This is a genomic window from Solidesulfovibrio carbinolicus, assembly GCF_004135975.1.
Lineage (GTDB): Bacteria > Desulfobacterota > Desulfovibrionia > Desulfovibrionales > Desulfovibrionaceae > Solidesulfovibrio > Solidesulfovibrio carbinolicus.
In genome coordinates this window covers 521905-546694 of the sequence record NZ_CP026538.1, presented here as the reverse complement: position 1 = coordinate 546694, position 24790 = coordinate 521905, and the positions used below count along the sequence as shown (strand labels likewise).

Annotated in this window: 24 protein-coding genes and 1 pseudogene; 21 read left to right on the top strand and 4 right to left on the bottom strand. The window is 55.6% G+C overall.

Features of this window, described 5'->3' with window-relative positions:
* Nucleotides 1-119 precede the first annotated feature (119 nt).
* Nucleotides 120-518 (top strand): IS66 family transposase, encoded by a 399-nt coding sequence (locus C3Y92_RS02435; RefSeq protein ID WP_408021675.1) that lies wholly within the window; start codon nt 120-122, stop codon nt 516-518.
* Nucleotides 519-656: 138 nt separating this feature from the next.
* Here the strand turns inward: C3Y92_RS02435 and nhaR are convergent, their stop codons facing one another.
* On the bottom strand, nt 657-1586 hold the full coding sequence (nhaR, locus tag C3Y92_RS02430; RefSeq protein ID WP_235669583.1) for a transcriptional activator NhaR: 930 nt from the start codon (nt 1584-1586) through the stop codon (nt 657-659).
* Between the two features lie 76 nt (nt 1587-1662).
* On the opposite strand from nhaR, the gene C3Y92_RS21050 reads away from it, so the two are divergent.
* The 8 genes and pseudogenes from C3Y92_RS21050 to C3Y92_RS02390 all read left to right on the top strand — a co-directional run bounded on the left by C3Y92_RS21050 (nt 1663) and on the right by C3Y92_RS02390 (nt 11371).
* Entirely contained in the window at nt 1663-1812 is a 150-nt protein-coding gene (locus tag C3Y92_RS21050) for a hypothetical protein (RefSeq protein ID WP_165352046.1), read from the top strand.
* A 5-nt stretch (nt 1813-1817) separates the two neighbouring features.
* The gene (purE, locus tag C3Y92_RS02425) at nt 1818-2333 is read left to right on the top strand and encodes a 5-(carboxyamino)imidazole ribonucleotide mutase (protein WP_129349162.1); all 516 of its coding nucleotides are present in this window, start codon (nt 1818-1820) and stop codon (nt 2331-2333) included.
* Entirely contained in the window at nt 2330-3439 is a 1110-nt protein-coding gene (locus C3Y92_RS02420) for a 5-(carboxyamino)imidazole ribonucleotide synthase (RefSeq protein ID WP_235669582.1), read from the top strand. Before purE ends, C3Y92_RS02420 begins: the two co-directional genes overlap by 4 nt.
* A gap of 145 nt (nt 3440-3584) precedes the next feature.
* Entirely contained in the window at nt 3585-5447 is a 1863-nt protein-coding gene (gene iorA / locus C3Y92_RS02415; protein WP_129349160.1) for an indolepyruvate ferredoxin oxidoreductase subunit alpha, read from the top strand.
* The gene (locus C3Y92_RS02410; RefSeq protein ID WP_129349158.1) at nt 5444-6058 is read left to right on the top strand and encodes an indolepyruvate oxidoreductase subunit beta; all 615 of its coding nucleotides are present in this window, start codon (nt 5444-5446) and stop codon (nt 6056-6058) included. Before iorA ends, C3Y92_RS02410 begins: the two co-directional genes overlap by 4 nt.
* A gap of 76 nt (nt 6059-6134) precedes the next feature.
* Nucleotides 6135-6551, top strand: a pseudogene (locus tag C3Y92_RS21785) (Sua5/YciO/YrdC/YwlC family protein).
* A gap of 367 nt (nt 6552-6918) precedes the next feature.
* Nucleotides 6919-10443, top strand: coding sequence for a pyruvate:ferredoxin (flavodoxin) oxidoreductase (gene nifJ, locus C3Y92_RS02395; RefSeq protein ID WP_129349154.1), 3525 nt, complete (start codon nt 6919-6921; stop codon nt 10441-10443).
* A gap of 280 nt (nt 10444-10723) precedes the next feature.
* Nucleotides 10724-11371, top strand: a complete 648-nt coding sequence (locus tag C3Y92_RS02390; RefSeq protein ID WP_129349152.1) for a carbonic anhydrase — start codon at nt 10724-10726, stop codon at nt 11369-11371.
* Between the two features lie 186 nt (nt 11372-11557).
* Here C3Y92_RS02390 and C3Y92_RS02385 read toward each other — a convergent pair whose 3' ends face one another.
* Nucleotides 11558-11758, bottom strand: coding sequence for a hypothetical protein (locus tag C3Y92_RS02385; protein ID WP_235669581.1), 201 nt, complete (start codon nt 11756-11758; stop codon nt 11558-11560).
* Nucleotides 11759-12073: 315 nt separating this feature from the next.
* On the opposite strand from C3Y92_RS02385, the gene C3Y92_RS02380 reads away from it, so the two are divergent.
* Nucleotides 12074-12976, top strand: coding sequence for a tyrosine-type recombinase/integrase (locus C3Y92_RS02380; protein ID WP_129349150.1), 903 nt, complete (start codon nt 12074-12076; stop codon nt 12974-12976).
* 78 nt (nt 12977-13054) lie between these two features.
* On the opposite strand, the gene C3Y92_RS02375 is transcribed toward C3Y92_RS02380, so the two are convergent.
* On the bottom strand, nt 13055-13540 hold the full coding sequence (locus tag C3Y92_RS02375; protein ID WP_129349148.1) for a hypothetical protein: 486 nt from the start codon (nt 13538-13540) through the stop codon (nt 13055-13057).
* A 358-nt stretch (nt 13541-13898) separates the two neighbouring features.
* Here C3Y92_RS02375 and C3Y92_RS02370 point away from each other — a divergent pair, with 358 nt between their 5' ends.
* The 10 genes from C3Y92_RS02370 to C3Y92_RS02325 all read left to right on the top strand — a co-directional run bounded on the left by C3Y92_RS02370 (nt 13899) and on the right by C3Y92_RS02325 (nt 20753).
* Nucleotides 13899-14228 carry a plasmid mobilization protein gene (locus C3Y92_RS02370; protein WP_129349146.1) on the top strand — a complete coding sequence of 110 codons (330 nt, stop codon included), beginning with the start codon at nt 13899-13901 and terminating at the stop codon, nt 14226-14228.
* Between the two features lie 18 nt (nt 14229-14246).
* The gene (gene traI, locus C3Y92_RS02365; protein ID WP_129349144.1) at nt 14247-15872 is read left to right on the top strand and encodes a TraI/MobA(P) family conjugative relaxase; all 1626 of its coding nucleotides are present in this window, start codon (nt 14247-14249) and stop codon (nt 15870-15872) included.
* A 122-nt stretch (nt 15873-15994) separates the two neighbouring features.
* Nucleotides 15995-16783, top strand: a complete 789-nt coding sequence (locus tag C3Y92_RS02360) for a DUF4942 domain-containing protein (RefSeq protein ID WP_129349142.1) — start codon at nt 15995-15997, stop codon at nt 16781-16783.
* Between the two features lie 205 nt (nt 16784-16988).
* The gene (locus C3Y92_RS02355; protein WP_129349140.1) at nt 16989-17807 is read left to right on the top strand and encodes a hypothetical protein; all 819 of its coding nucleotides are present in this window, start codon (nt 16989-16991) and stop codon (nt 17805-17807) included.
* Nucleotides 17808-17841: 34 nt separating this feature from the next.
* On the top strand, nt 17842-18396 hold the full coding sequence (locus C3Y92_RS02350; RefSeq protein ID WP_129349138.1) for a recombinase family protein: 555 nt from the start codon (nt 17842-17844) through the stop codon (nt 18394-18396).
* Between the two features lie 343 nt (nt 18397-18739).
* Entirely contained in the window at nt 18740-18952 is a 213-nt protein-coding gene (locus C3Y92_RS02345) for a hypothetical protein (RefSeq protein WP_129349136.1), read from the top strand.
* 13 nt (nt 18953-18965) lie between these two features.
* On the top strand, nt 18966-19601 hold the full coding sequence (locus C3Y92_RS02340; RefSeq protein ID WP_129349134.1) for a ParA family protein: 636 nt from the start codon (nt 18966-18968) through the stop codon (nt 19599-19601).
* A gap of 15 nt (nt 19602-19616) precedes the next feature.
* Entirely contained in the window at nt 19617-19883 is a 267-nt protein-coding gene (locus tag C3Y92_RS02335; RefSeq protein ID WP_129349132.1) for a hypothetical protein, read from the top strand.
* 28 nt (nt 19884-19911) lie between these two features.
* Nucleotides 19912-20157 carry a hypothetical protein gene (locus tag C3Y92_RS02330; RefSeq protein ID WP_129349130.1) on the top strand — a complete coding sequence of 82 codons (246 nt, stop codon included), beginning with the start codon at nt 19912-19914 and terminating at the stop codon, nt 20155-20157.
* Nucleotides 20154-20753 (top strand): zeta toxin family protein, encoded by a 600-nt coding sequence (locus tag C3Y92_RS02325; protein ID WP_129349128.1) that lies wholly within the window; start codon nt 20154-20156, stop codon nt 20751-20753. Before C3Y92_RS02330 ends, C3Y92_RS02325 begins: the two co-directional genes overlap by 4 nt.
* A 110-nt stretch (nt 20754-20863) precedes the next feature.
* On the opposite strand, the gene C3Y92_RS21045 is transcribed toward C3Y92_RS02325, so the two are convergent.
* Nucleotides 20864-21025 carry a hypothetical protein gene (locus tag C3Y92_RS21045; RefSeq protein ID WP_165352045.1) on the bottom strand — a complete coding sequence of 54 codons (162 nt, stop codon included), beginning with the start codon at nt 21023-21025 and terminating at the stop codon, nt 20864-20866.
* Nucleotides 21026-21098: 73 nt separating this feature from the next.
* On the opposite strand from C3Y92_RS21045, the gene C3Y92_RS02320 reads away from it, so the two are divergent.
* Entirely contained in the window at nt 21099-24704 is a 3606-nt protein-coding gene (locus C3Y92_RS02320; protein ID WP_165352044.1) for an AAA domain-containing protein, read from the top strand.
* Nucleotides 24705-24790 lie beyond the last annotated feature (86 nt).

Genomic DNA, 24790 nt, shown 5'->3' with positions numbered 1-24790 from the left:
TTTAATTACGGATTGCCCGGACAATGTCAAGGTGGATTCCGGCTAGTGCAGATTGCGTTATTTAGTGTTTGTCATTTCCTTAAAGTCCGTATTACCCTTGAAATAGCGAATACGCTGAAATTCCGCGAGCCTTCCCCGACCAAGCCGAAAAGCAGCAACTCAATCCGGAGCAGATTGAGTTCCTGCGAGCCGAAAAATCCAGGCTAATCCTGGACAAGCTCAAGGCCTCGCTCGATGCTCGCGTCGCTGCCATCCCGCCCAAGAGTCTGGTCGACAAGGCCATCGACTATGCCCTCAAACAGTGGAACCGCCTGGTCGCTTACCTGAAAGACGGCCGACTGCGCCCGGACAACAACTTGGTCGAGAACGCCATCTGCTCCTTTGCCGTGAGCCGCAAAAACTGGCTATTCTCAGGCCATCCACGCGGAGCCGACGCCTCGGCCACCATTTACTCCCTCATCGAGACCGCCAAGGCCAACGGCCTGGAGCCGCTGCGCTATCTCCACTTCCCTCTTTGAAAAGCTGCCACTGGCCAAGCCCCAGGACGCTTTCCGGACCCTGCACACCAGCATCTCGATTCAAAGACCATCTCGTCTTAGCCGGCAAACCCTCATAGCCCGTAGACGGACGCCGTGAAGGTGGGGCCGCCTTTGCGCTTACGGAGAAAACAGAGCAGTTCGTGCCGCCTCGAGAACGACACATACTGCTGGGTGACTGATCCGCCGCTCGGTACTAATAAGCCAAAACGCCTCGCGCACCGAATCTACACGGCCGACTTCGCGCACCCCATAGCGCGTAGAAATTTCTCTTGAGAGGATGGCGGGGGCAGGAAAGAAACCGCCGTTAGCCTGGGCAAAGGCCTTCATCAGGGCGCTGTCGTCAAATTCCCCCTTTACCTGCGGAGCTATGCGCGTCTCGCCTAGCCAGCGTTCAATCTCGCTTCGGATCGCCGCGTTTGGACCTGGCAACAGTAGAGGAGCACCGTTGAGACATTCAGGAAAGACTGCACATTTATCTGCCAACCCGGAAGCGGCGTAGAAGGCTATCGGACTATCCCCCAATCTGTGGCTATGCCCGCGTATGGCTATGCCCGGAGGCATGGGGCGGTCGGCGACTACCATGTCCAGACGGTGCAAGGCTAATTCCGTGAGCAACCAGTCTATCTGTCCCTCACGGCAGATGAGCCTCAAAGGCTCTGGCATTGCGCCAATTGGTGCCAGCAACCGAAATGCTAGCGACTTGGGCACAACATTAGACATGCCGACACGAAAGGCAGGCAGGGCGCGGTTACCGTGGGCACGCAAAGCCGTTGCCATCTCGTCGCCGAGGGAAAAGATTTCATCGGCGTAGGCAAGGGCGACGCGCCCGGCTTCCGTCAGTTGAAGACCGCGCCCTGCGGGACGGAACAGGCCCGCACCCAAGTCCTCTTCGAGCAACTTGATCTGAGCGCTCACGGTCTGCGGTGTCAGATGCAGCTGTTTTGCGGCGTGGGCCACGCTGCCCGCGTGGGATACAGCCCAGAAATAGCGTAGGTGCTTCAGATTCATGCCGTCCGAACTCTTCGAAAAAAACGAACCGAATGTCAACAACAATCTACTTTTTCAAAAGAGTAGAGAGGGCTAAACAACAAGCTTGGTGACTTTACAAAGAGAGGAAAGACGAATGCACCACGACAGAGGTGGACATGCTTTAAGCCTGACCAAAGCCGCCACTGACATCATTTTGATGCGCAAGCATGCTCAACATGGCGAAGAGGTTGCCATGATATTGCTTGAAACAGATGTTGCCGTGCTGTGGCCTGAGAGACTCTAACCTGTATGCCAGAAGAAAACCGCGATGCCCGCGTGCTTGTTGGCGTGATCATGGGGTCCGCTTCGGACTGGAATACCATGCAGCACTGTGTGGAGACGCTGAAGAAACTGCTTATTCCTTACGAGGTGAGGGTGGTTTCGGCCCACCGCACGCCAGACTTGCTCTTCAGCTACGCAGCAGATGCTGAGGCGCGAGGATTGGAGGTTATCATCGCTGGGGCTGGGGGGGCGGCCCATCTGCCGGGAATGGTTGCGGCAAAGACTGTGCTGCCGGTGCTGGGCGTGCCAGTCCAGTCAAAGGCGCTTAACGGACTAGATTCTTTGTTGTCCATCGTGCAGATGCCTGCCGGCGTGCCGGTGGGCACTTTCGCCATCGGGAAGCCGGGTGCGATCAACGCGGCACTGTTCGCCGCAGGGATGCTGGGCGGCCAGCATCCAGAGTTTCGAGCGGCGCTAAAAAAGTATCGTAACCAGCAGGCTGAGGCAATCCTCGCATGTCCTGACCCGCAGGAGCAAGAGTGAAGACCATCGGTGTCGTTGGCGCTGGGCAGCTAGCGCGTATGCTAGCGCTTGCGGGTTTCCCGCTCGGACTGCGTTTTGTGTTTCTTGATCCAGAGCAGGAGGCTTGTGCTGCGCCCCTTGGCGAACACATCCTTGGCCGTTTCGATGACCACGAGCAGCTTTCGCGTTTCGCGGAGCGTGCGCATGTGGTTACCTACGAGTTTGAAAACGTGCCCGATGAGAGCATCAAACTCTTGGCAAAATGCGCACCGGCATTTCCCAACACAGCATCATTGGTTTCAGCCCGTGACCGGTTAAAGGAAAAACGTCTTTTCCAACAACTTGACATCCCCACCCCTCCATTCGCGGTAGTGAACTCTCGGGCCGATTTGGATCAGTCTGTGGCGAGCATTGGCTTTCCAGCGATATTGAAGACTCGCACCCTTGGCTACGATGGCAAAGGCCAGGCCATCGTGCGTAGTCCTGAAGATTTAGATTTCGCCTGGGCACGTTTGGGGGGCGCTCCACTTATCCTGGAAAAATTTCTACAATTTCAGCGCGAAGTGTCCGTTCTTGGTGTGCGGGGGCGCACCGGGAAAATGGCCTTTTATCCGCTTACAGAAAACGTTCATCACAAAGGCATATTGCGCGCTTCACGCAGCTGTCCTGGCGACCAGCTTGAGACGCAGGCGCAAGGATATGTCCAGCTTTTACTCGACCATCTGGGCTACGTGGGTGTGCTGGCGTTAGAATTCTTCCAGAATGGCGACACACTGCTCGCTAACGAGATGGCGCCAAGAGTTCACAACTCAGGACACTGGACGATTGAGGGAGCGGAGACAAGTCAATTCGAGAATCACTTGCGCGCGATCCTGGGGTTGCCCTTGGGTGGCACTGCGGCTGTGGGCCATTCCGCGATGATCAACATCATTGGCGAGTTGCCAGAACTCGCCCAGGTGCTGGCGATCCCAGGTGCACACATACATCTCTACGAGAAGACACCTCGCCCAGGACGCAAACTCGGGCATGTGACAGTGCAAGGGAGCAATGAGCAGGAGTTCGAGGCCGGAGTTGAAAGGCTGCTACGCGTGGTTTGCTGGCGCGATATGACAGAGGACACCTCATGATACGGCCAAGCGTGCAAAAGAATGGCCGAAGGAGAACAACTCACGATTGGTTTCAAAGATAATGCAACTACGGATTGCTACGCGCATCAGAACGCTCGGCTTAAAGCAGAAACAGTCGAACCAACGCCATAAGGAGATTTGAACAATGGCCCAACCTCTGACCAGCGGCGTGGCTGGCGACATTCACCTCTTGCTCGGCAACGAGGCCATTGTGCGTGGTGCCATCGAAGCTGGCGTTGAGGTCGTGACGTGCTACCCCGGCACACCGTCTAGCGAAGTCCCCGACACATTCTTTCATCTCTCTAAAGGCGGCAACTTCAGCTTCGAATACTCGATCAACGAAAAAGTCGCTCTGGAGGTCGGCGGAGGCGCAACCCTCGGGGGCGCACTGACCCTGACGACAATGAAGCACGTTGGCGTCAACGTTGCTGCCGACCCGCTCATGACCTTGGCCTACATTGGCACACCCGGCGGCCTTGTGCTGCTTTCGGCCGATGACCCTGGCTGCCATTCCAGCCAGAACGAACAGGACAATCGGATTTATGCCCGTTTAGCCGGACTGCCGGTATTCGAGCCGGCCTCGGCCCAGGAGGCCAAGGAGATGACCCGGCAAGCCCTGCTGCTTTCGCGCCAGTGGGAGCAACCGGTAATGTTGAGAACTACCACACGCCTCAACCACCTGCGCGGCCCGGTGCAGTTCGGCGAAGTCCGCAAACCAACTCCTGCGGGCGAACCGGTGAAAAACCCGAACCGTTTTGTCCCCATCCCGGCTGTGGCCCGCGCGCGCCATGCCCAACTCTTGAAGAAGTTCGAGGAGATCGGAACTTGGGCCGAGACGACGCCCTTCAACAATGTCTCCGGGAAGGGCGAGATTGGTGTGGCCGTTTCGGGCATTTCTCGCACCTATCTTGCCGATGCTCTTATGGAATTTGGCATCGATGGCAATGTCCGCGTGCTCTCTCTGGGCTTTTCCAATCCGCTACCCAACAAGACATGCACAGATTTCCTCAACTCGGTGAAACGCCTTCTGGTCATTGAAGAGGGCGAGCCGGTGTTGGAAAATGAACTGCGCGTATTGGCCCAGAGGGCGAGCTTGGAGATTGAGATTCTGGGCAAGGGCTTTGCGGGTCTCACGAGGCTCGGGGAATACGACACCCGGATCGTGGGCAAGGCCCTGGCCAAGATTGCAGATATTAATCCACCACCCGCGTCCACCTGCTCCATTCTGCCCGAGACCTTGTCCGCATTGCCCAAACGTCCACCAAACCTTTGTGCGGGCTGCCCACACCGGGCCACCTACTACACCGTGCGTCAAGTCTTCAGGGATACGGTCTTCTACTCCTCAGACATTGGCTGCTACACACTGGGCATACTGCCGCCTCTGGCCATGGCCGACTTCCTCCTCGACATGGGCTCGAGCGTCAGCGCGGGATGCGGCTTTGCTCGCGCCTCAGGCAAGACCGTGGTGGCCTTCATCGGTGACTCAACCTTCTTCCACTCCGGCATCACCGGCGTGATCAACGCTGTCTTCAACAATCACGACCTGCTGCTCGTGGTCTTGGACAACGGCACCACGGCCATGACCGGCGGCCAACCGCATCCGGGTGTGGAGGTTCATGCGCAGGGGCCCAACCCGGTCCAAGTCTCGATAGAGGGTCTGCTTGCGGCTTCAGGCGTCACCGAGGTGCGCACGGTCAATCCAATGAACCTGAAAGCCACGCGAGCCGCCTTAGATGAACTCAAGGAGATGACGGGCGTGCGTGCGCTCATCGCACGTGCACCGTGCATCATCCACGCTCGCCGCATTCTTAAGACCAAGTCGGATCAGGTCGCATATGTCCCGACGACCACAAATTCCATACGCGCCTGCCTGGAAACCCTGTCCTGCCCAGCTTTCACAGTGGGTCAGGACAGTGCCATTGCCATCGACGAGACAGCCTGCACTGGGTGTATGGTATGCCTACAGGTCTCCAAAGACATCAAGGCCCACAAACGGAGGAACAAATGATCCGGACCACGCGTATCCGCGTCTTTCTGACTGGCGTGGGGGGCCAAGGCACGCTCACGGCCACCAAAGTTCTTGCCCAGGCAGCCCTGGACGAGGGACTGGACGTGACGGCCGGGGAGGTCCACGGCATGGCTCAGCGCGGCGGTGTGGTAGAGTCCACGGTGCTTATCGGCGGCTACCAAAGCCCTCGCATCGCACACGGCGAGGCCCATTTGCTCCTCGGTTTCGAACCTCTGGAGACACTGCGCGCCCTGCCTTACCTCGCACCTGGGGGCATTGTCGTCTCCTCTTCCGAGGCCATCATGCCCATGAGCGTTGCTCGCGGCAAAGAGAGCATGCCCCCGTTCGAGGACATCGAGGCTCTGGCGCGGGCCTGTGCCGAGGCCGTTCATTTTGTCCCGGCCATATCCCTTGGTGTGCAAGCAGGTGCGTCTCAAGCCGCTAACATGATTCTGCTTGGCGCGCTCTGCGCCGTGGGCCGGATGCCCTTCGGTCTGAGCCGGCTGGCCGAGACCATCAAGACAACCATGGCTCCGAGGCTGCATGATGTCAACATTAAGGCCATCCAACTTGGCGCACAGGCTGTTTGCGTAGATAATTCAGATAAGTGACTCCGTACAGCCGCTAGCTGCCCCACAAAACAAAAGCGTATGCCGTGCTGCACAGGCAATCAATTAGGTGAGGTGCATGATTTATCCAACAGAAACCGTATACGCTTTGATTGCATTTGTTCTCGACGAAAACGCGGTCAAGCAGGTCTTCTATCTGCAGCAAAGATCGACGCAAAAGCGGTAGCCAATTACCATTGAAACCATGGAACAGATATTGATGCTAACGCGCTGATCATCAAAAGAGTTTACACGCCTAGTCCGGTGTTTTTGGCCAGGACCACTATCAACACCGGTCCCAGTGGACCGTAATACTCCTCCATTGCCATGCAATAAGAACAAATTTACCACGGTGAGACTTAGCGCAAATCCGACTGAAAGAGCTCTTTATTTGAAGTCCAACAAGCCGCTTGTCGAAAACAGTACAAATTTGTCTGGAAATCTAGCAATAGCGCATCCTGAAAGTATTGATTCGACGCTCGTCGGAAAAGTGTAGGGAATAGTAAAAGAAAAGCCATGACCCAGAGGATGCGCGGCCTCGACAATCGTCCGTATTCGCAAGTGGATGGAGATTGAGCTTATACGAGAAGGCGCTGTAGGAATTCGTGCGCTAAAAATGAAGGTTCTCATGTTTTTAAACAGCAGATGGGCCATGCTTGCTAATGGCGTTGCTCCGAGAACGGCTCAAAATTGTTGCGAACAAAACAGCGCGCGCATTTTTTATCTGCTATCACGAACACAGGTGGAGAATTATGCTTTGTAAACCACTCTCTTTTGTGGACAACTAGCCACCTCCCATTCGAATTTCAACAGCCTTTTGACACCACAACAAGACAATTTTGTGACCGCCAAAGGAGTGCACAATGGTGAAGAAGCAGATGACCGTCGACGGCAACACAGCAACCGCCTATGTGGCCTATGCACTCAGCGAGGTCGCAGCGATCTACCCCATCACCCCTTCCTCGACCATGAGCGAGGCCTGCGATGAATGGGCGGCCCAGGGCCGCAAGAATGCCTGGGGCCAAACCATGAGCATTCGCGAGATGCAGTCCGAGGCGGGCGCGGCGGGCGCGGTGCATGGATCGTTGGCCTCCGGGGCGCTGACCTCGACCTTCACCGCATCGCAGGGGCTTTTGCTCATGATCCCGAATATGTACAAGATCTCTGGCGAACTGCTGCCCGCTGTGTTCCACGTCTCGGCCCGCGCATTGGCCACTCATGCCCTGTCCATCTTTGGCGACCACCAAGACATCTATGCCGTCCGACAAACGGGCTTCGCCATGCTCGCTTCTGGATCTGTCCAGGAGGCCCACGATATGGCCCTGGTGGCGCACCTCGCGGCCATAGAGTCTTCGGTGCCCTTCCTGCACTTCTTTGACGGCTTCCGTACTTCGCACGAGATCCAGAAAATCGAGGTTGAGAGCTACGAGGACATCAAGCACCTGGTGAACACCGACGCTTTGGCGAGCTTCCGCGCCCAGGCCATGAACCCCGAGCACCCACACATTCGCGGCACGGCTCAGAACCCGGACATTTACTTCCAGGGCCGTGAGGCTGCGAACGCTTGGCATGACAAGGTGCCAGGCATCGTCTCCGCCTATATGAAGAGAATCGGACGGCTCACCGGTCGCACCTACAAACTTTTCGACTATGTGGGTGCGACCGACGCGGAACGCGTCATTGTCTGCATGGGCAGCGGCTGCGAGACCATTGAGGAGGTAATCAACCACCTTCTGGCCAAGGGCGAGAAAGTCGGCCTGATCAAGGTCCGTCTCTACCGTCCCTTCGACGCGACAGCCCTTTTTAATGCGCTGCCAAAGACCGCCAAAACGGTCACGGTGCTCGACCGCACCAAGGAGCCCGGTGCCACAGGCGATCCTCTCTATGTTGACGTTTGCGCCTCGGCCCTGGAACAGGGCTTTGGCTCGGTGCGCTTTCTGGGGGGCCGCTACGGGCTGGGTTCCAAGGAGTTCACCCCGGCCATGGTCATGGCCATATTCGACAACATGGCCTTATACGTGCCCAAGAACCATTTCGTGGTGGGCATTGCGGACGATGTGACCGACACCTCCCTGCCCGTGGCTGACGCCTTCCCGGACACCACGCCGGTCGGCACCATCCAGTGCAAGTTTTGGGGCCTCGGGGCTGACGGCACTGTGGGCGCGAACAAGGAAGCCATCAAGATCATCGGCGAAGCCACAGACCTCTTCGTGCAAGCCTACTTCGCCTATGACTCTAAGAAGTCTGGCGGCATCACCATCTCGCACCTCAGGTTCGGCGCCTCGCCCATCAAGTCGACGTATCTGGTAAACGCCGCCGACTACGTGGCCTGCCACAACCCCGCTTACGTCAATCTGTACGACCTGATCGACGACGCCAAGACTGGCGGCACCTTCGTGCTTAACGCTCCCTGGTCCCTGGCTGAACTTAATGAACAGCTTCCCGGAGCGTTGAAGCGCAAAATCGCCTCCAAGAAGCTCAATTTCTACACCATCGACGCGGTTAAAATCGCGCAGGAAGTTGGTCTAGGCGGCCGCATCAACATGATCATGCAGACCGTCTTCTTCAAGCTATCTGGAGTGATTCCCTTCGAGCAGGCCGTGACCATGCTCAAGACCTCCATCAAAAAAGCTTACGGTACCAAGGGCGAAAAGGTCGTGGCCATGAACGTGGCTGCGGTGGGCAAGGCGATCGAGTTCATTGTCTCGGTGGATTACCCCTCTTCCTGGGCATCGGCCCCGGAAGCCCCGGTTGTCTCATCGGATGAGCCTGCGTTTGTTACCACAGTGCAGCGTCCTATGTTGGCCCAGAAAGGCGACAAGCTGCCGGTCTCGGCCTTCACTCCGGGCGGTTATTTCCCCACCGCCACATCCCAGTACGAAAAGCGCGGCGTGGCCATCATGGTTCCGGAATGGATCAAGAAGAACTGCATCCAGTGCAACCAGTGCTCCTTCGTCTGCCCGCACTCAGCCCTGCTGCCGGTGCTTGCCACCGATACTGAGTTGGTTTCCGCCTCGGAGGCCTTTGAGACCCTCGAGGCCAAGGGCAAGGAGCTTAAGGGTCTCCGCTTCCGCATGCAGGTCGACACACTCGACTGCATGGGCTGCGGCAACTGTGCCGACATCTGCCCGGCCAAGGACAAGGCTTTGGTCATGAAGTCTCTGGCCTCACAAACTTCGGACCAGATCCCCAACTACGACTTTGCATTGAGCATTCCGCTCAAAGACAACCTCCTTGCCCGCACCACCGTCAAGGGGAGTCAGTTCCAGAAGTCGCTCATGGAGTTCTCCGGTGCCTGCTCCGGCTGTGGTGAGACGCCCTATGTGCGTGTTCTGACACAGCTCTTCGGCGAGCGCATGATCGTAGCCAACGCCACGGGTTGCTCCTCCATCTGGGGGGCCTCGGCCCCATCCACACCATATTGCGTGAACAAGAACGGCCACGGCCCGGCCTGGGGCAACTCTCTGTTCGAGGACGCGGCGGAGTTCGGCTATGGCATCGCCGTGGGCATGCGCCAGCGCCGCGAGAGGTTGTCTGACCTATTGGAAGAGGCCTTGGACAAGAGTGTTGCCCCCGACGCGGCAGAGGCCATGAGGGCTTGGCTCGCGGGTAAGGACGACACATACATCTCTAAGGCTGCCGGGGACAAAGTCAGGTCAGTCCTGCCAAGATACGCAGGCAATGCCCTCGCGGCAGAGATTCTTTCCTTGGCCGACCTCTTTGAAAAGAAGTCACATTGGATCTTCGGCGGCGACGGTTGGGCCTACGACATCGGCTACGGCGGTCTGGACCATGTGTTGGCTTCGGGCGAGGACATCAATATCCTGGTCATGGACACCGAGGTTTACTCCAACACTGGCGGCCAGTCGTCCAAGGCGACCCCGACTGGCGCGGTGGCCAAACTTTCAGCCTCAGGCAAGCAGGTACGCAAGAAGGACTTGGCCCGCATGGCCATGACCTATGGCTACGTCTACGTCGCTGCTGTGGGCATGGGCGCGGACAAAAAACAGTTGCTCAAAGCCTTCACCGAAGCTGAAAGCTACAAAGGGCCGTCCCTAATAATTGCCTACGCGCCATGCATCAACCAGGGCCTAAAGAAGGGCATGGGCAAGACCCAGGAGGAAACCAAGATTGCCGTAGAAACCGGCTACTGGCCGCTTTTCCGCTATGATCCGCGCCGTGGGCTAGCGGGAGAGAACCCGCTGGTCTTGGACTCCAAGGCCCCTAACGGCCAGATTCAAGCGTTCCTGGCAGGTGAAAACAGATTCGCTGTCCTGACCAAGACCGAGCCTGAGAAAGCCAGGCTTCTGCATGAATCCGCAGAACGCGAAGTCAACGAACGTTGGCGCATCCTCACTCAGATGGCTGAGCAGAATCTCTATGGCTGAGGCACGGACGCACGTTAGCCGCAGTGCGCACTGTCCCAAGCTGTAGGACAATCCCTCAGGGAAGAAGGTGGGGGCTGAGCGGTTCGCAAAATGGAGCGCTGGCTGGGCGGACCTAGGCCAGTCATGGAAGTCTTAACCACGGTCCACCGTGGAGGGTGGACCGTGGTCGAAATAGTTCAGCTAGTCCAGGAGCTGTTGCAGCCAGACATGAACGTTGGTCACGTACATCGTGCGAAAGCACGGCATCTCGCCCAGACTGCTGTTTCGCTGGAGGAAACTCATGAGTGACATCGCCAGGTTTATTTTCGGATTCAAGCGGTTCCAGAAAGAATACTTCTGCGCTGACTCCAAGGTTTTCGAGGGCCTCAGGGTAGAACAGAAGCCGCGCGCCCTGCTTATTGGCTGCTCAGACTCCCGCGTGGATCCTTCACTGCTCACCGATTGTGCTCCCGGTGAACTCTTTGTTGTGCGCAATGTCGCCAATCTGGTGCCCCCCTGTGATAACGATGGCGGTCACCACGGCGTCAGCGCGGCAGTGGAATTCGCCGTGCGCTCGCTTGAGGTGGAGCACATCATCGTGCTCGGGCATTGTAACTGCGGCGGCATCAAAGCCTTGCTGCGCGAAGGTGATAGGGGACGCAACAGCGGATTCATCGACTCCTGGGTGAACATCGCGGCCAAGGCTCGTGAACTAGTTTTGAATGACCTGGCAGGGCATGAACCACAAGTGCAGGAGCGTGCCTGCGAACAGGGGGCCATCCTCATCTCACTTGACAACCTGCTGAGCTTTCCCTGGGTGCGCGAGCGCGTGGAAGCAGGGAAATTGTATCTACACGGCTGGTACTTCGATTTTGAGTCCGGTGAACTATTCAGCTACCTGCCGGAAACAAAAGCCTTCGAGCTTTTGGTTCCTCGTTGCCTGGAGTAGCCCCCATTTAAGCCAGGCGACCCTGCAAGCAATTACTCCACTGGGCAGAGTGGGAAATCCAAAAATCAAACCCCGCGCTTTTTCGCACCAACCCTCAAAAATCAGGCCTCAAGTGGTAAACAAGCCCTTCTTTGCCCTGCCCTATCAGCAAGCCCCACTCCTTTCCAGAATGGGGCTTTTCCTAACTCAGTTGACCATCCCCAGGATCATCCCACCGACCCGCTGCAGCCGATAGCCACTCTCCGCCGTTAGCCGAGGGTACTGGGCCGCCTTGGTGTAGGCGCTAATCACATGGAACATGGTCTCGCCCTGCTCCTGCGGCCACGCCCACTCAACAGCTTCAACCTCGGGCTTTCCCAATTGAAACTGGCGGTTAAATGACTTCATGGTCGCGACAGGCTCCCGCACTTCCGACTCCAGGGAGAACTGGAGCCCAAGCAAACTGCCAGAGATTCGCCCCCCCCAAAACGAGCCCCCTGAAGGTAAGGCGAAATTGGTCAAACTTGTGGGGGATAGCGTGGGGGAAGAAAAAGGGCCTACAGCCGTTTTAGCTGTAAGCCCTTGAATTAGCTTGGCGTCCCCAAGGGGATTTGAACCCCTGTTACCGGCGTGAAAGGCCGATTCGTCAAGATAACCCCTTTTAATTCTTCGCTTTTTTCGCCATACAGTCCTTCTCCAAACGTTTTTTCAAGGAGAGGTTTAATGGCGACCATTTCTGATGCGTGGGACTTGTATTCCAAACTGATTTTGGCCTCAACGTCAAGTCGGTCAATTCTTACTGAAACTGGAAGATGGCAAAAACATATCGTCAAATACTTTGGGCCAGAGTTCAAAGTCGCAGAAATAACAAACAAAAAAATTCTACTTTTCCGAACGAACCTTATCAAAAAAGGACTTAGTCCTCAAACTGTAGCCCACTGTCTATCACTATTACGCCGTGTACTCCATCGCGCACAGCAGTGGGACATTTTTACTGGCAAGTTACCTAGTTTTGACATGCCAAAGTTTGACAACAAGAGAGTTCGCTTCTTGACAAAAACTGAAGCCAACCTTCTTCTTCAAGAACTCTCTCTTAAATCTCCACTATGGCACGACATCAGTTTGTTGGCTCTCCATACGGGGCTGAGAGCTGGAGAAATATTCGATTTGCGACCAAGCCATTTCGATAGAAACAATTCGGCATTATATATTTTCGACACGAAATCGAATAACCGAACAGTCCCCTTAAACGCTGCTTCTCTAGCAGTGTTAGAACGAAACTGTCGCAGCAGCGATTTCATTTTCAAAGAGCGCGAGCAGCCGATATACCAAGTAAGTCGAATCTTCAGAGATGCAGTTGCTTTTTGTGGCCTAAATATAAAAATCAAAGATCGCCGTCAAAAAGTTGTATTCCACACACTACGCCATACTTTCGCAAGCTGGCTGGTGCAATCTGGAACCCCACTGGTCGTAGTAGGCCAGCTCCTAGGTCACAAAACTCTTCAAATCACAATGCGCTACGCGCATCTAGCCCCATCCCAGGGGGCATCTGCGGTAAAAATCCTAGAACAGTTTTCGAGTTATGTCAACGTAGATACCCAAATCCCAAAGCAGCCCAAAACATAGCCTGAAAGCCCCCTCCTGCTTGACCCCAGGCGGAGGGGCTCCGCTCTCTCCTGCAAAATCAGCCAGAACGCCCAGCAATTACTCCCATTGCTTCGCTTTATCCTGAATATAACGACGAAACTCTTTGTCGCTAATACGACCTTCACGTCGCAAAAGACGCATAGAGTTTTCTTCATCAACACTTTCATGCACTTTGGCAAGAACGACAAACAATCTCCAAGGCCAAGCATTCAATCGACGCGTAATGAAAGTCATCACGACAGATACCCCAAAAAGGACATAGCCACCACGTCCGAACAACGGCCATCCATAGAGATTAACGCCACAATACTCCCCAAGAAGAAGCGCGACAATCCATATAATGGTCACAAAGAAAGAAAAAAGCATAAATCTCGGACTCTCAAAACCAAACCCAACAAATATGAAAACCAACCCCACGCAAATCACCAAAGCTATATCAACATATACCATCCCAAGTCTTGAAATAAGGTAGAGAATGGTGCCAACAATTAGAAACTTAAAGACTGACCCGACCGCCGAAAAGAGATTAATCACAAACAGCACTGGGCACCTCCCGCGTCCTGAAATTCTTCACCTTGGCGTAAAATATCCTTGAGCCATTCCCCACCCTGCTGGCGACCTACAACGAGTGCATTATGTCACTGTATGTCACTATATGTCAACTGTTTTCTCCTGTAAAACCATGCTATTGGCCATGATATACCGAAAAATATCGCTTGGTGTTATGTCACTATAGCAGCAAGTTTTGTCAACGTATGGAAATTTTCGTACCTTGACATTAAATCATCAAAGAATGACAGAGGCAGCGGAGGCAGGACAGGTAAGGTACAAGTACCTTACGTCCTGCCCTGCGGGGCTAGCTTATTCGCCTATCGGCTCAACGCTAACAGCCAAAGCCAAAATGCCATCAAACAAACCTGTCCTCTGGACCTACGTAACCGCCGATGAGCATGCCGAGATTCAGGCAAATGCCAAACGCGCTGGACTATCGTGCTCAACCTACATGAAACGCGTTTGCCTGGGGTTGCCGACGCCCAGCCTTGAGAAGCAGCAATGCCGAATTGAACTGCTCAAGATTAACGCTGACCTCGGCCGGCTGGGAGGTCTTTTCAAGCTGTGTCTGTCCGAGAAAGAAACCCCTCTCCAGACATTGCACCCTCAGGTGCGCCGCGTGCTTCGAGAGATCGAGGCAAGGCAGCTCGAAATGAAAACACTCATTTCGAAAATCTGATCAAACCACATCAAATCTATGATTAGTCGGCGAATATCACGGAAGGTTGAAAACGACGATTATCGACGGCTGGCCCGGTATATTCGGGCTGCCGACCATGAAGATGAGAAATCTCTCATGAGCTGGTGCGCTGGATGTTGGGCCGACGACGACTTCGAGTTGGCCATCCGCGAAGTCGCCGACACCCAGGCGCTCAACACCAGGACCACCCGGGAGAAAACCTACCATCTCATTGTGAGCTTCCGGCCCGAGGATGAGGCCAAGCTCACGCCGGAGATGCTCAAGGAAATCGAACTGGAGTTCGCCAAGGCCTTGGGGTTCGAGGAGCACCAACGGCATTGCGGGGTCCACAAAAACACCAACAACCTGCACATGCACGTGGCCTACAACATGATCCACCCGGAGAAGCTGTCTCGGCATGAGCCCTTCCGTGATTACCACCTCCGGGATCGCGTTTGTCGTGAGCTGGAAAGACGTTTTGGCCTGGCCATCGACAATGGCCGTTCCGTGGAGAGCACGGAGCCGAAGCTGACACCAGTAGCGGCCACAGTTGAGGCCCAGACGGGTCAGCAATCCTTTGATGGCTATGTCAAGGAGCGGCGGGGGCCAATCCTTGAAGCCCTGGGGCAGTCCGCCGGATGGCAGCAGGTACATGCCGCCTTCGCTCGGTACGGCCTTGAGATCAGGCCGCACGGCAATGGCCTGGTCATCAAGGACCGCAACGGCAAACATGCCATCAAAGCCAGCTCGCTGGACCGATCATTGTCCATGGGGAACCTGGTCCGCCGATTTGGGGCCTACGCCCCGCCTGGCCAGGCGAAAGAACACTATCCCGAAGACGAGCGGTTCACAGCTAAGCCGGTACACCGTGAACCCAATCGAGGTGCCCTCTATGCAGAATATCAAGCCGGGATCATCACTCGAAAGGCGGCCCTGGAGGACCTCAACACTCGTACTCAGGCTGAGCTTGAATCCATCCGGATCAGGTGGGACAAAGAACGCCAAGAAATTTCCCGCGAGTTTTTTGGACGCCACAGGCTTGTGCTGCTCAAAGTCGCGCGCCTTCATGAAGAGAAAAACCGGCTCCAGGTCCGAAAACGGATCAATGCCGAACGAGAGAAGGTCAGACAGGTCACGCCCTACAGGAGCTGGACAGATTTTTTGAGGTGGAAAGCTGGTCAGGGCAACGAAACGGCCCTGGCCATCCTTCGGTCAAAGGCTCAGCTGGTCGAACCGGAGAGCGCCCCGCCTCGCCGTGGCCAGCGGGAGGACATCCAGGAGAAATGGCTCAATGAGCAATTGAAAATAGCGACTTCTGCCGGAGTGAATTCGCCAACTCGACGAGGTCTGCTGGCCGTTGCCAAGGCCGGCGAACTTGCCGAACTAGAGACCTCGACCCAAGATAAAAGACGACTGTTCTCAGGTTTTACAAGCTCGATTGACACCAAGGGAACAGTATTCCTCAACCTGGCCAGCGGCGGAACGATCCGCGACACAGGAAGACAGATCATTTTTTCGAACGATGATGCTACCCGCGAGGCAGCGTTACTATACGCAAAGGCCAAATGGGGAAAGAACATTAGGGTAATTGGTAACGCGGTAAGCCTCCCTGCAAAAACTCAAACCATAGATATCACTCGTTAACATTTACGGTTTCTGCTTTTCGTGCTTTTTGGCTTGCGTGCTTTTGACTGCTAGCCTATAGTGCTTTCGTTCGAACACGAAAACACGCCTAATTAAAAAGACGAAAACAGAGGATTGAGCCCATGTCCGAACTTATGCCGCGTCAAACACTTCAGGCTCTGTCCAACTGCCACGCGACCGTGGCCGCCCTGGTTGAGGATGCCTTCCGCAAGCTCGGAGAGGCAAAGCGGCTGATGAACGTATCCCTCGGGCAAAGCCATGACAGCCTTTTCCATGATCGGATTAGTGATTATTGGCTGGCTGAGCCAGACAAACCCACAAGCGCCATGCGCGATTCCTTGACCACGATCCAAGAGAACTTCTGGCGCTACACGCTTCAGCAAACCGGCGTCCGGGACATGATGGGACCTGAGGACAGGGAGCGTATGGACAAGATGTTTAGGGATCACACTACCCCTGATTTCACCGAAGACAACCTATTGGCCACGCTCCGAGGTTTGTACGAAAGCCGCGACGAAATCACCCGGGCCTGCATAGAAAGCTGTTATCGGCGGCTACGGCCATGTCGTTGGGATCGGCAGCACAAGACCAACAGCCCGTGGCGAGTGGGACCGAAGGTCATCATCGAGCGTGTTTTTGGCATCTATAGCTGGATCGACCGGACGGAACTCCTATCCGACCTAGATCATGTGTTCCACATGCTCGACGGCAAGGGGTTCCCGAAATATCCAGGCGACCTCCAGACAAGGGCGAGGATGGCAGCCCGCGAAAAGCAAACATCCTTTGAAACCCCATACTTCAAATGTCGGGCGTATTTCAAAACAGGAACCCTTCATGTCACATTTAAGCGGCTTGAATTAGTCGCTGAATTCAACAAAAAAGGGGCTAACGGATCAAATTCAATTCCATAGCATTTTGTGGCTACTTTGATCGCGTCAAAAAGGGTTGCGGAGATTTTGAAGTGTGCAGATGGTTTTGATACGTTTTTGACGCGTTCGCAACCTTCGCCCGGGCGAGGTCGGGAGATAGCGCAAAAACGGTCGTTTTAGACACAGGCACAAGGGAGCTAAAATCTCCCTAAGGAACCGAAGGGCAGACAACTAAGGAGAACAAGACGTGAGACCAATTTTGTCGAAAAAGCTCAGCTTGCTTGCTTTAAATTGGGTTACGTATGACGGAACTGACAAAACTTTGCCAGGAGTCTCAGGCTCGTACATTTTTAAAGTTTGCGTTGCTGGATGTGACAATTGCGACGATCGTCAAAAAATATTTTCTTTGCAAGTAGTATGGATTTTAAAAGACGAAGGTTTCGCAGATGGTTTCACGCCAAATGTTGGAGACAAATGGATTGAAATTCCATCAATAGATCAATGCAATGCTTTTCAAGAATTAATTCACAGGTACAAAACCATCACAGATTTAATTTGTCCCCGTGATCTTGGTCCAGAAATTTGTGTGCGTGGAGAGCACCCAAATTGCCCTTCTGATGACGACAGAAACAAAACCTATTTTGAATGTTGGAATATATATTTTAAAGCTCAAAGAGAACCATCTGTTCCCCTAACAAACAACAATGTCAGAGAAATTTTCAAATGCCATCAATGTGGCCGTTGCTGCATTAAACTTGGTGGCGCTGCAGAAGCAAGCTGTCGTGATGAAGATTGGAATAGATGGAAAAAGGAAAAAAGACACGACATTCTTTCTCGCATAGAAACAATAAAAATTCAGGGACATACTTTTGCACGCGACATGTGGTTCAAACTAACAAAGGATGGTCGCAGAGGAGAAATGGTGAGTCGTTGTCCGTGGATTCGTAAGCGAGGAGAAAAATATATATGTCGCATTCACAATACTAAACCCGGGCATTGTCGTGACTTTATACCTTCACCTGGGTTAGCTAAAAAAATTGGCTGCCCAGGATGGGACAACGACTAGACATTGTTCAATCAAAACAAGGTAAGGGCCTTTGATGATTCTCGGTTATGCACGAGTCTCCACTAGCAAACAAGAATTGGAATCCCAAATACAGCGCCTAAAAGATACTGGCGCTGATAAAATCTTTTCTGATGTCATAAGCGGAAAGCGCTTTGACCGTCCCGGCCTTTCTGAAATGATGTCCTTCGCGCGCGAGGGTGACACCCTTTGTGTGGTGCGCCTAGACCGCCTCGGACGCTCCATGAAAGAACTCCTAGAGATCATGGACCGCCTCAAAGCGCGCCAGGTGGAATTCCGCTCTTTGGAAGAGCAATTGGACACCACCACAGCGGCGGGCTTCCTGATCTTTCACGTCTTCGCCGCATTGACCGACTTTGAGCGCCGCCTCATAGCTGAACGCACTCGGGACGGTCTGGCCGTGGCCATGGCCAAGGGCCATATGCCGGGCCGGCCCAAGATCGAAACCACCAAGATCACGCAAGCGCAACTCCTCATTGCCGGCGGCTCTTCCAAGGCTTCGGCGGCCAGGACTGTGGGTATCAGCCTCTCCTCTCTATCTCGCCATCTCAAGAGTGTCGCATCCGAATAAATGGGGCCGGGGAGAAGGCACGTAAGCCCCCGGCTGAGGTAGATAATCACCTGCCCGCATATTTTAGTCCTCCGCATCACTCAGGCCCTAGGCTCCCGCTTATTTTACCAATTGGCATCCGGCTAAAATAAAAGAGTCAGCGGATTACCTTGTTGGGGAGACAGGCTTCAGCCGGTTCACCTTACTCCGCCGGCCCAAACAGGCTTATATCCTCGTTCGTCGGGCCGGCTAGAACGCTGGCAATACCTGAATTCTATTTTTCGTCCTTTCGTGCTTGCGTTCTTTTTTTCTTCGTGCAATAGTGTTTTCGTGCTTGAACGAAAGCACCCCCCCGGAGGCAGACATGACCGAATACAACATAATGGTCAGCACGAACGGCGAAACGGCAAAGTTAGGCTATGCCGGGTATAAGTCCCTGGCAGCGGCCAAACGCATGGCTAAGAGCGTAGCGCCCTGGCAACCAAACCGCGATCCGCACCTTGAGGCTTGGGTGGAGGACGACGAGGGCAAGAGGGTGTCCAAGGTCTACTCGACCGAAGCTGGAACCAGACCTTAAGAGGGACGAGACCATGAAAACCATAGTTCTTGCTAGCCAGAAAGGTGGCGCGGGAAAAACCACCCTGGCCGCACACCTGGCAGTGATGGCGGAGCGGGCTGGAGACGGCCCATGCGTCCTGATCGACACAGACCCGCAGGCGAGCCTTGCGGCTTGGTGGAATGGGCGCGAAGAGACCGCGCCTGCCTTCGCACCCACAGCCTTGAAAGAACTTTCGGGCAAGTTGGAGGCATTGGCCAAGGCCAAGTTCAGGTTTGCAATCATTGATACCCCCCCGGCCATCACCGAGGCGATACGAGCGGTGGTCTCCTTGGCGGATTTCGTCTTGATCCCGACCAGGCCGAGCCCCCACGATCTACGCGCCGTGGGAAGCACTGTTGAACTGGCTTCTGGCTCAGGCCGTCAGTTCGCTTTTGCGCTGACCCAGGCCAAAGCTAACTCTCGCCTAACTGTTCAGGCCATGGCCGCCTTGTCAGAGCATGGCGTGGTGGCACCTTCAATCATCCATGACCGGGTGGACTTCGCCTCATCCATGATCGACGGGAGGACGGTCATGGAAATCGATCAACGAGGACGGTCAGCTTCGGAGATTGGTGAGTTATGGACTTTCGTGAAAACACGAATTAATGGGAACAAGAAAACACGATAGCAAGGGAATTACGCAATGAGCACGAAGAAAAGGACCGCCGCTTTGTCCTCCGGGTTAGTGGCCGTCAAAGGTCAGGCCGTGGTCGACCCCGACGCGCCTGCAAGAAACCTTGAGAATGAGCCCACAGACGCAGCTTCCAAGGCTTCGTCTTCTCCATTAAACTTCAAAGTGGATGAAGCGTTTCGCCGACGCTTCCGCCTGCGCGCGGCCGGGGCAGATTTGAAGCTCAATGAGCTCCTACGCCAAGCCTTGGACGCGTGGGAAGAAAAGCACTTAAAATGATAGAACGAAAACCAGAAAAGGACCCAACATGAATGCGTTGCAAGAGACCAGGGATGAAGACCTGGATGCACTTTGGCGCTCCATCGGGCGACTGGATGTCAACCCCGGAGCCGAGGCCGCGAAGGAACATTTGACGGCTGGAAGGCCGGTCTATGGGTATGAGGATGGCTTGGCGTCGGATGAAGTGCTCAAGGAATATCCGGACGGGCACAAGGAAGTCGTGCGGTTCGAGCGGGGAACTCGCAAGGAGATCTTCGTGAGGAGGTGGGAGTGACCCCTCGGCCGCAACTGTGGGTCATCGCAGGGCCAAACGGTTCAGGCAAGAGCACCTTAACGGCAAAGCACAAGCTCCATGAACGTATGCCCGTGATCAACCCGGATGAGATCGCCAAAGAACTGCCGGATCACAGTCCAGTCAAAGCAGGCAAGATGGCCATCCTGGAGCAGGAGCGCCTGCTGGCCCAGGGAAGTACCTTTGCCCTGGAGACCACACTTTCCGGAAAGCGGGAGCTGGAACTCATGCGCCGCGCGCGGGAAGCCGGGTACAAGGCGAACCTGGTTTTCATTGCCACAGCAGGACCAAAGATCAATATCGGCCGTGTGATCGAGCGCTTGGCCAATGGTGGCCATGACGTACCCGATGAGGATGTCGAGCGGCGGTACCAACGCGCCCTGGAGAAACTTCCAGAAGCCATCAAAAATGCGGATAGAAGTTTTGTGTTGGATAACTCTCGATCGAGCCAAGGCATGCGCTTGCTCTTCTCCCGAGGGCACACCAGGGTGAAGTATGTTTCCCGAAATATGCCTGAATGGGCGAGAACAAGTTTAGAAAAATATGTGAAAGAGCACAATATGGATATGGGTTTATAGCAGTTAGATCACCATCACACACTGCACTCGCCGTCTGACACGGCTCACCGCAGTTTCCCGGGGGTCCGTGTCTCGCACGTCCATCCTCCCACCGCAGTGGGGACAGTGCGTCAACAGGCCAGCACGGATTTCACCCCGAAGAACCTCCTCTCCGCCTTGAGCTTGACCCGGGAGTCCTCCCTCACCACCGAACCATTGAACTCGTGGCACTCTTCGCGCTCATCAAAGCCGGTTACCCGCAGGAAAGGCGACAGACCCAAAATTTGACACATATGCCTCGATTATTGGAAAAGCGAACGCGGCAAGCCAAGCATGTCGCCCCCATCTCTCGGAAAGGAGTGCAAAGTGACCGAAAAGTCGACGGGAAATGCCACCACTCGTGATTGGCTAGCCTATTACCGCGCCTCCCTTGCCGATGGCGACCTGATCGGCCTTGATTCGAAAAAAATGGACTCGGCCATCCCCTATGAAGATTTTAAGGAAGGCCGGATGAACCAGCAGGCGACCGACGCCGTCTTCGCCGCCTTGCCGAGGCAGGACCAGGACAAGCAATTCGTCGAGCTGATCTTCGCGCCGTTTCGCGCCGCGCTCAATGCAAGCCATGGCGTCGCTTCTGGCGCGGCGGACCGCGTCGTGCTGGTCGTTTATGTGCCGGCGGTCCTTGCCCGAGACGGCGCGCTGATGCCGGCAAGGCGGCTCACACCATGGATGCCGAGGGAACACCTCGACCCCACCCCACGTCCGACCGTCCTCGGCTCCCTGGAAGCCTACGATTCGTTTTTAACCGACAGCCAATGCGATCCGGCCGAAATGACCTGGGCGGCCCTGCTCGGCTACGCCGCGAAAATGGTGCAGGCGGTGATAGGGGAAAAAATCGAATCAGACATGAAGATCACCATTTCCGGCAACCCTTACCACATCGACGGCAAGGCCCGCTTTGCCACGGCTACTATGTTAAAAGGTGCCGGGGCAAACATCCTGCGCCTTTACGACGCGCTCCTGTCCACGGATAAAAAAGCCGACCCCTTGCCAGAACTGCTGACTCGCATTTTGCCTTCCGAGCCGGCAAACCATACCGGCCCTCTTTCCCTGAGTGGGGAACTGGACGCCGCCCTGGCCCACGTCGGCCAGATGACTGCGAGATTTCCCCTGTCCCCATCTCAACGCCGTACCCTGCACCACTTCTTTGTTGCCCAGGAAGAAGGATCGGTCCTGGCGGTCAATGGCCCTCCCGGCACAGGGAAGACCACACTACTCCAATCCGTCATCGCATCCATGGTAGTGCATTGGGCATTAAACCAAGCCAGCCATCCTCCGGTGATCGTCGCGGCTTCGACCAATAACCAGGCCGTGACCAACATCATAGAATCCTTTGCAACGACAGCCGACGCAACCGATCCCTTGTCCATGCGTTGGCTTCCCGAAATAAATTCCTTCGGCCTCTACTGTCCATCCGAATCACGACTCACCCGCGACGAATCCATAAAAAGATTCCAATGCTGCGCGACGGCGCGGGACGGATCGGTCATAGGCTTTCCCAGTCAAATCGAGACTCCCGAATACCAAGCGCGTGCCGAAAAGGCCTTTCTTGAAAATTGGCTCACCTGCGCCGAAGCCCAAGGTGGTCTCTTCCCGGACATGCCGACAATCCCTGCGGCCAAGGCCGCGATCCACGTGGCTCTGAGAACTCTGGCAAACGAATCCCTTTTCGATCCCGTAGCCAGGCTGTGCGACCTATCCATGCGCGTCGACGCTATGCGCGAGCGACTCCTCCAGCGCGAGCGGCTCCAGTCGGCCCAAGAAGAAGCCGGCCGACTCTACGAAGAAAAAACGAGCCAGGCCGAGGCAGCCAAGAACGCCTTGGAAAACGCCGAGGCCGTGGCCGCTGCGTTTAAACGGCATGTCTTGTCCCTGCCATTTTGGCTGGCCCTGCTGACCTTTCTCCCCCCGGTCAAAAAAAACCTTGCCCTGCGCAACGGCGTGTTTCTTGAGCCGTATGGTCAGGCAGTCAAGGACTTGCCAATTAAATCATATGCCGAGTCCTATGGGATCATCGCCGCCCTCGATGCCCGCGTCGCCACGGCCAGGGAACGCAGTGAGCAAGCCGGAACCGAAGCCATGTCGGCCAAGGCCTCCCTGGGCCGGATCACCGAGGATCTGGTGAGCCTCGATTCCGATATCGAATCCGTCATTGAGGATCTGGTCAAATTCGATCCCCAGCCTATTTCCAGGCCGCTGACCGCCGAGACCGCGCCCATCCTGCATACCGAGACTGTCTATGCAGCGCTGGAAGCCTTGGACACAAAAGTCCGTGGCAGGCTCTGGTGGCTGGCCGTGCACTACTTCGAGGCGTGTTGGCTGATCGAGCGCCGCGAGGACCTCGAATCCGGCTACAAGGAATCCCAGGCCCCGAACAAGCAAGTCCGGCGCTGGCGGCGCTACGCCAAGTTGACCCCCTGCATCGTGACCACGCTCCACATGGCACCGCGTGTCTTTTCCGGCTACGCCGGCAAGTACGAGCCGCTTTACGAAGCCATTGACCTCCTGATCCTGGACGAATCCGGTCAGGTCGCGCCCCAGGTGGCCATCCCGGCCTTCGCCCTGGGCAAGCGGGCCTTGATCGTCGGCGACACGTACCAGATCGAGCCGGTCTGGGCCGTGCCCGAGGGCGTCGACGCGGCCAACCTGATCGCGTTCGGCATTCTGAAAGAGCCTAAAAACGGGGGCAAGCTGGCCCATCTCCCCGAGGAAACCGGCCTGCGGCCCTTTTCAGCCTCCTGCGGCAACCTGATGGCCCTGGCCCAGCTTGCCACACCCTACGCCCTACCCGGTTTCGCCGAGCCCGGCATGCACCTGACCGAACACAGGCGCTGCGCCACCCCGATCATTGAATACTGCAAGGCCCTCGTTTATCCCAATCTCCAGCCGCTCACTCCGAGCCGCGAAGCGCCCTTGCCGCACTTTGGCTACGCCCACATTGCCGGCGCGTCGCAAAAGCTCGGCGGCAGCAGGGCCAATTTCACCGAGGCCGAAACCCTGGCGGAATGGCTCTCCCGCCGCGCGCCGGAGCTGACCGCCCACTACGGCCGTCCCTTGGGCGACATCGTGGCCGTGGTCACGCCGTTTGCAGGGCAAGTCGCGACAATCCGCGAGTCCTTGGAGAAATACGAGATTGAGGGCGTGACCGTGGGCACAGTTCATTGTCTGCAAGGCGCGGAACGCTCCGTGGTCATCTTTTCGCCTACAGTCACCTCGGCCGATCCTGGTCCTTATTTCTTCGACCGAGGCCCAAATATGCTCAACGTCGCGGTCAGCCGGGCCAAGGATTCCTTCCTCGTGTTCGGCGACATGACCGCCTTCGACCCGTCTATCCCGAGCCGTCCTTCAGGACTGCTCGCCAATTTCCTTTTCTCCCTGCACCCGGCCGAGATCGTGGACGTGACGCCCCCAAGGCGAGCCTTCAGTGTGGAAACCGAGGTCAGGACGTTGACCTGCAAAGACGAGCACGTAGCGGAACTGGCCGAGGCCTTCCGCATCGCTACCAGTTCCATCATCATCGTCTCTCCGTTTTTGGCGGTTGCCGCCCTGCAAGCCGACTCCATCACAAGCCAGATAAGCCAAGTAGTGGCTCAAAACGTTGCCGTAGATGTGTTTACTGATCCCGAATTCAACAAGGATTCGAAAAACAGTAGAAAATTCGAGAGTTACCTTGAAGCTGTGCGTATGCTTCGCGATGCCGGTGCGACGGTGACCGAATGCGACCGCATCCACAGCAAGACGCTCATGGTCGACACCATCCGGCTTGTCGAAGGATCTTTCAACTGGCTCTCGGCGTGCCGTGACGATTCCTGGGCCAGACACGAACGCTCAATCGTCTACACAGCGGCTAACTTGTCCGATGCGAGAAAGAGATTAATGGACACATTGAAAGTTTATACAATAAGGTATTAGCAGTCGAATCATCTTCAAGCAGAGCTTTTGGGAACACGTGCACCACAGGTACCCGGGGATATCCCGCACGTCTTGAAGAAATTGAA